Below are 5,434 nucleotides of genomic sequence, written 5' to 3'. Positions count from 1 at the left end.
GTCCTCGTGCCGGCCGTAGGTGGACTTCTGGTCGGCCCGCTCATCTATTTCTTCGCGCGCGAAGCCAAGGGCCACGGGGTGCCGGAAGTGATGGAGGCTGTGGCATTGCGCGGCGGGCGCATTCGCCCCATCGTGGCGGTCATCAAGTCGATCGCCTCCGCCATCACCATCGGAACAGGGGGGTCCGTCGGTAGCGAAGGCCCCATTGTCCAGGTTGGGGCTGCGCTGGGCTCTACCCTGGCCCAAATCATGAAGATGTCGACCATACAGGTGCGCACGTTGGTCGCGTGCGGCGCGGCAGCCGGCATCGCAGCAGTCTTCAACGCGCCCATCGCCGGCGTCATGTTCTCCCTGGAGATCATTCTGGGTGAGATCAACGCGCTCAGCTTTGGGATGGTGGTCATCTCGGCCGTCAGCTCCGCCATCATCGGGCGCATCGCTTTTGGAGAGATGCCGGCCTTTATCATTCCCACTTACACCATCCATTCGCTGTGGGAATTCGCCTTCTACGCCTTGCTGGGCGTCCTGGCCGGCATGGTGGCCGTGCCCTACACGCAGTTGATTTACAAGATGGAGGACATCTTCGACGCCATCAAAGCGATCCCCGAATGGGTCAAGCCGGCCATCGGCGGTGCGCTCCTGGGTGTGCTCGCCACCGCGTATTCGGTCGTCCCCGCCCTGCGGTTCGACCACATCCCCCAGGTCTTCGGAAACGGATACGGGATGATCGAGATGGCCCTGGCCGGCACCGGCCTCCCGCACATCCTGCTGACCTTGATCTTCCTGAAGATGATCGCCACCGCGCTGACCCTGGGTTCCGGCGCATCGGGCGGCGTCTTTGCGCCGGCGCTCTTCATCGGCGCGATGCTGGGCAATGCCTTCGGCCAGATCATGGCGATGCTCTTCCCGGGCATCCCCGCGCCGGCCGGCGCCTATGCTCTGGTGGGGATGGCCGCGGTGTTTGCCGGCTCCACCAGCGCCCCCATCACCGCGGTGCTCATCCTCTTCGAGATGACCGGCGATTATCACATCATTCTGCCGCTTATGCTCTCCGTGGTCATTGCCACGGTCATCGGCCGGCATCTGCTCAAAGGAGAGTCCATCTACACCATCAAGCTCTCCCGCCGCGGCGTGCGACTCTCCCAAGGGCGCGATGTAGACATCATGCAGGGGGTCCTGGTGAGCGAAGCCATGACCACCAATCCGGATACCGTCTCCACCACCATGACCCTCGGCGAACTGCTGGACGAGTTCAACCGCACCAAACACCACGGCTTCCCGGTGGTAGATGAAGAGGGCAACCTCTACGGCATCGTCACTCTGCAGGATGTGGAGCGCGCGCTGGACAAACACCTGCTGCTAGACACCCCTGTGGGACAAATTGCCACACGTGAGACGCTGGTCGCCTATCCGGATGAGCCGATGGCCGCGGCCCTGCGCCGCATGACCCTGCGAGGTGTGGGCCGGCTGCCGGTAGTCTCACGAGAGGATCCGCGCAAGCTGGTGGGCATCATCCGCCGCGCCGACATCCTGCGGGCATACAACCTGGCGTTGACCCGCCGGGCGGAGCTTCAGCATCGCGCCGCCCAGCTTTCCCTGCGCCGGCTGGACGGCACCGAGTTCATCGAGATCACAATTCCACCGGACAGCGGCTGTGTGGGGCGGACCATCCGCGAGCTGTCACAGACCCTGCCGGCGGATGCGGTGTTTGTCTCCATCCGGCGCAAGGACGGTCAGGTGGTCATCCCGCACGGCGATACCGTCATCCAGGCCGGCGACCGCATCACTTGTTTCGCCTCCAGCTCCGCGGCGCAGGCACTCCAGTCCTGTCTGATAAGGGGAGCCGCCAGCGGCGGGGAACAGCGGGACGTGCCGGCGTAACGCGGTCAGCGCCCCTTCACCTTGCCCCGCCGTTCCACCCTGTTCAATAATTTTGACAAAATTCCCATCCTCGATTATACAGCATATGTCATTTTTTGCATGGAAACGGAAGGTGTGTCATGGAGATACAACTGGCGCGGTTATATAAGGCCCTCGCCCACCCGGTGCGGCTGCAGATCCTGCACATCCTTGGAGAGGGCGAGGCCTGTGTCTGTCATCTCATCGCCATTTTGCGCCGGCCCCAGCCCTATATCTCCCAGCAGTTGGGCGTCCTGCGGGAAGCCGGCCTGGTGGAAGACCGGCGCGAGGGACAAACCGTGTTCTACCGGCTGACCTCGCCGAAAATCCAGGAACTCATCCGTCTGGGACAGGAACTGCTGAGGGAGCAGGGTATGCCGGCAGAACTTCCTGCGGTGCCCGAACCCCCTTTGGACGACTGCACTTGCCCAATCTGTGCGGCGCATTACCAGGTGATGCTTTGACGGATGCCGGCCCAGGCCGATATGGCCGAAAGAACTTGCCTTGATGTATGCATAAGATACAATATGCGAGAAAACGAAACAGCTCCCGCCGGCGGCATCGGAACGCCGTCCGCCGGGAGATCAGGCAGGAGGAGAGAGGATGGTGCGCGGGAGGATTCCATCCAGGTGGCTGGTCCAACAGATCAAACAGCGGGATCAAGCCCTGACCATCCGCTGGAGCATGGTGTGCCTGGGTTGATGAACCATCTTTCAGGGCCCATCAGGTTTGATGGGCAGGCCCGAGACGCCGGCGGACTTCACGCCGGTGGAGCTGTGGGAGAATGACCAACCCTTCGCCACGGCATACCTGGCGCCAGAGATATGGGAGAAGATCACCCCCGGCCAGGAGGAGCTGGTCTTTTACGTCTCCGAATACGGACGCTTTCGCATGAAACTGGAATGGGAATAAACATCGGAGAGCCATGGACGCACTGCGCAAAGTCTACATCGAGCCTACCAATGCCTGCAACCTGAACTGCCGCACGTGCATGCGCAACGTGTGGGATGAGCCTATTGGCTTCATGGAATGGGAGACCTACGAGGCATTGATCCGGGAGCTGGCCGGCTTCCCCACGGCCCAGACCGTCGCCTTCGCCGGCATCGGCGAACCGCTCCTGCATCCCCGCTTCTTGGATATGGTGCGCCTGGCCAAAGAGCATCACCTGCGGGTAGAACTCACCACCAATGCGCTGTTGCTCACCCGGGAGCTGGCCGGCGCCCTGCTGGAGCTGGGCCTGGACCAGATCATCGTCTCCATTGACGGCACCACCGCAGAGACCTTCGGCCAGGTGCGGCGCGGCGGCTCCCTCTCGAAGGTCGTGGAGAATATGCGCGCCTTCTACGAGCTGTCGGAGCCCAGCCCCCTGCCGCCGCTGACCATCGGCATCGAATTCGTGGCCATGCGGAGCAACATCCGCGAGCTTCCCCATCTCCATTCGCTCGCCAAGTATATCGGTGCTTCGTTGATTCTGATCACCAACGTACTGCCATATACCGAAGAAATGGTGTCGGAGACGCTGTACAATCTGCGGGCCACCGCGTTCCAGGGGAAGGGGTCGCCTTGGACACCGACCTGGGTTCTGCCCAAGATGGACCTGACGGAGGAGACGCTGGAGCCATTGTTGAGCGTCTTTCGCACGCAGGCGAACATCAGCTATCTGGACCTGGACCTGGGATCGCGCAACAGCTTCTGCCCCTTCGTGCAGGCCGGCGCGCTGGCGGTGGGCTGGCACGGTGGGGTCAGCCCCTGTCCGCCGCTGATGCATTCGTACACATGTTATGTGATGGGCCGCCGCAAGTACATCCGCCGCTGGGAGGTGGGGCGACTGCCGGCCCAATCCCTGCGGGAAATCTGGGAGATGCCGGCATACGTCTCCTTCCGCGAGCGCGTCCTGCATTTCGACTTTCCGCCCTGCGTGGACTGCGGATGTGACCTGGCGGAGACAAACGAAGAGGATTGTTTCGGAAACACCTTCCCCGTCTGTGGGGACTGCTTGTGGGCGCGCGGCATCATCCGCTGTGCCTAACCCTTCACTCCCAGGAGGACATTGGATCGAACCATGACCGTCGGAGCCTTTCTCGTACAGCTTGTACAAAGCGGCATGGGCAATCTGGCCGCCTACCTGGCGGCGCACGTACTGCTCTGCCTCCTGCCGGCCTTCTTTGTGGCCGGCGCGCTGGCCGCGTTGGTGCCCCAGCAGGCCATCACCCGCTATCTGGGGCGCTCTGCCCCCAAGATCATCTCGTATCCCGTCGCGGCGCTGGGCGGCTTCGTCCTGGCCGTCTGCTCCTGCACCATCCTGCCCCTGTTCGCCGGCATCTATAAAAAGGGCGCCGGGTTGGGGCCGGCCATCACCTTCCTCTTCGTCGGGCCGGCCATCAACATCCTGGCCCTGAGCTACACCGGTGTGGCCATCGGCATGGACATCGCCGTGGCCCGCCTGATGCTCTCCATCGTTTTCGGCATCGGCATCGGCCTGCTCATGGCGCTCATTTTCTCCCGGGAGGATATCCAGCATGAGGCGGAGGGCGAGGATACCTTCGCCGGCGCCGGCGCCCGCGTGCCCCCGCAGAACTGGGCCTTCCTGGGCATCCTCCTGCTCCTGCTCATCGCCGGCACCCTGCAGATCGGGCTGTTCACCAACAGCTACGCCAGCGTCACCCTGCCCATCGGGGGCATGGACCGCTTTCAGGCGTTCCTCAACCGTCTGGTGCCGTTTGACCCGGCGCGCGGCGAGGAGGGCGTGACGGCCCAGGGCGCTATCCTCATCGGCCTGCTCATCCTCATCGCCATCACGGCCTGGCGCGGCCTCACCCATGTGGACGAGGGATTCACCCCCTGGACATGGGCGGCATTGGGGCTGACCGCCCTGACCCTGCTGGTGGCCGCGGTGAAGATGGTGCCGCACGCCGGCGGGCTGGATATCCTCTTCACCGGCAAGATGTTCGCCGTCGCCCTGTTGATGGGGCTTCTGGCCTGGCTCGCCCACCGCTACTTCGACCCGTTCGACATCCAGGAGTGGCTGTGGGAGACCTGGCGTTTTGTCAAGCAGATCTTCCCCCTTCTGATCGTAGGGGTGTTCGTCGTGGGCGTCCTGCGGCCGCTGATCCGGCCGGAATGGATCCAGGCCCTGGCCGGCCGCAACACCTTGTTGGGGAACCTGGCCGGCGTCGTCTTCGGGGTGTTCATGTATTTCCCCACCCTGGTGGAAGTGCCCATCGCCAACATGTTCCTCCAGTTGGGGATGCACCGCGGGCCGCTCCTGGCCTATCTCATGGCGGACCCAGAGCTGAGCCTGCAGAGCATCCTCATCACGGCCAGCATTATCGGCCGGATGAAGGCCTGGGTATATGTGGGATTCGTAGCGCTGTTCAGCACGCTGGCCGGCATCATATACGGCGCCTGGGTGGACGGGGCGCCGGCGTGGCGGCTGTTCCTGTACATCGCCGTCGGGCTGGCCCTGCTGGTGGCTCTGCTGGCCCTGATAGGCCGGCGGCGCCGCGTACCCCGTGCGGTAGAGGCCCGCTCCCCC

Annotated in this window: 5 protein-coding genes; all 5 read left to right on the top strand. The window is 63.5% G+C overall.

Annotation, left to right across the window (positions count from 1 at the left end; all coding sequences use genetic code 11):
* Nucleotides 1-1,881 (top strand): chloride channel protein (locus H5T60_11055; protein ID MBC7242969.1); only part of this gene is annotated, 1,881 nt, incomplete at its 5' end.
* Between the two features lie 119 nt (nucleotides 1,882-2,000).
* The gene (locus tag H5T60_11050) at nucleotides 2,001-2,363 is read left to right on the top strand and encodes a winged helix-turn-helix transcriptional regulator (GenBank protein ID MBC7242968.1); all 363 of its coding nucleotides are present in this window, start codon (nucleotides 2,001-2,003) and stop codon (nucleotides 2,361-2,363) included.
* Between the two features lie 268 nt (nucleotides 2,364-2,631).
* On the top strand, nucleotides 2,632-2,811 hold the full coding sequence (locus H5T60_11045) for a hypothetical protein (GenBank protein ID MBC7242967.1): 180 nt from the start codon (nucleotides 2,632-2,634) through the stop codon (nucleotides 2,809-2,811).
* A gap of 13 nt (nucleotides 2,812-2,824) precedes the next feature.
* Nucleotides 2,825-3,928, top strand: coding sequence for a radical SAM protein (locus H5T60_11040; GenBank protein MBC7242966.1), 1,104 nt, complete (start codon nucleotides 2,825-2,827; stop codon nucleotides 3,926-3,928).
* Nucleotides 3,929-3,961: 33 nt separating this feature from the next.
* Nucleotides 3,962-5,434: permease (locus H5T60_11035; protein MBC7242965.1), on the top strand; the 1,473-nt coding region annotated here is incomplete at its 3' end.

Source organism: Anaerolineae bacterium (genome assembly GCA_014360855.1).
Classification (GTDB): Bacteria; Chloroflexota; Anaerolineae; order JACIWP01; family JACIWP01; genus JACIWP01.
The sequence above is the reverse complement of the archived record's forward strand: the minus strand, read 5'-3'. Positions and strand labels throughout refer to the sequence as shown.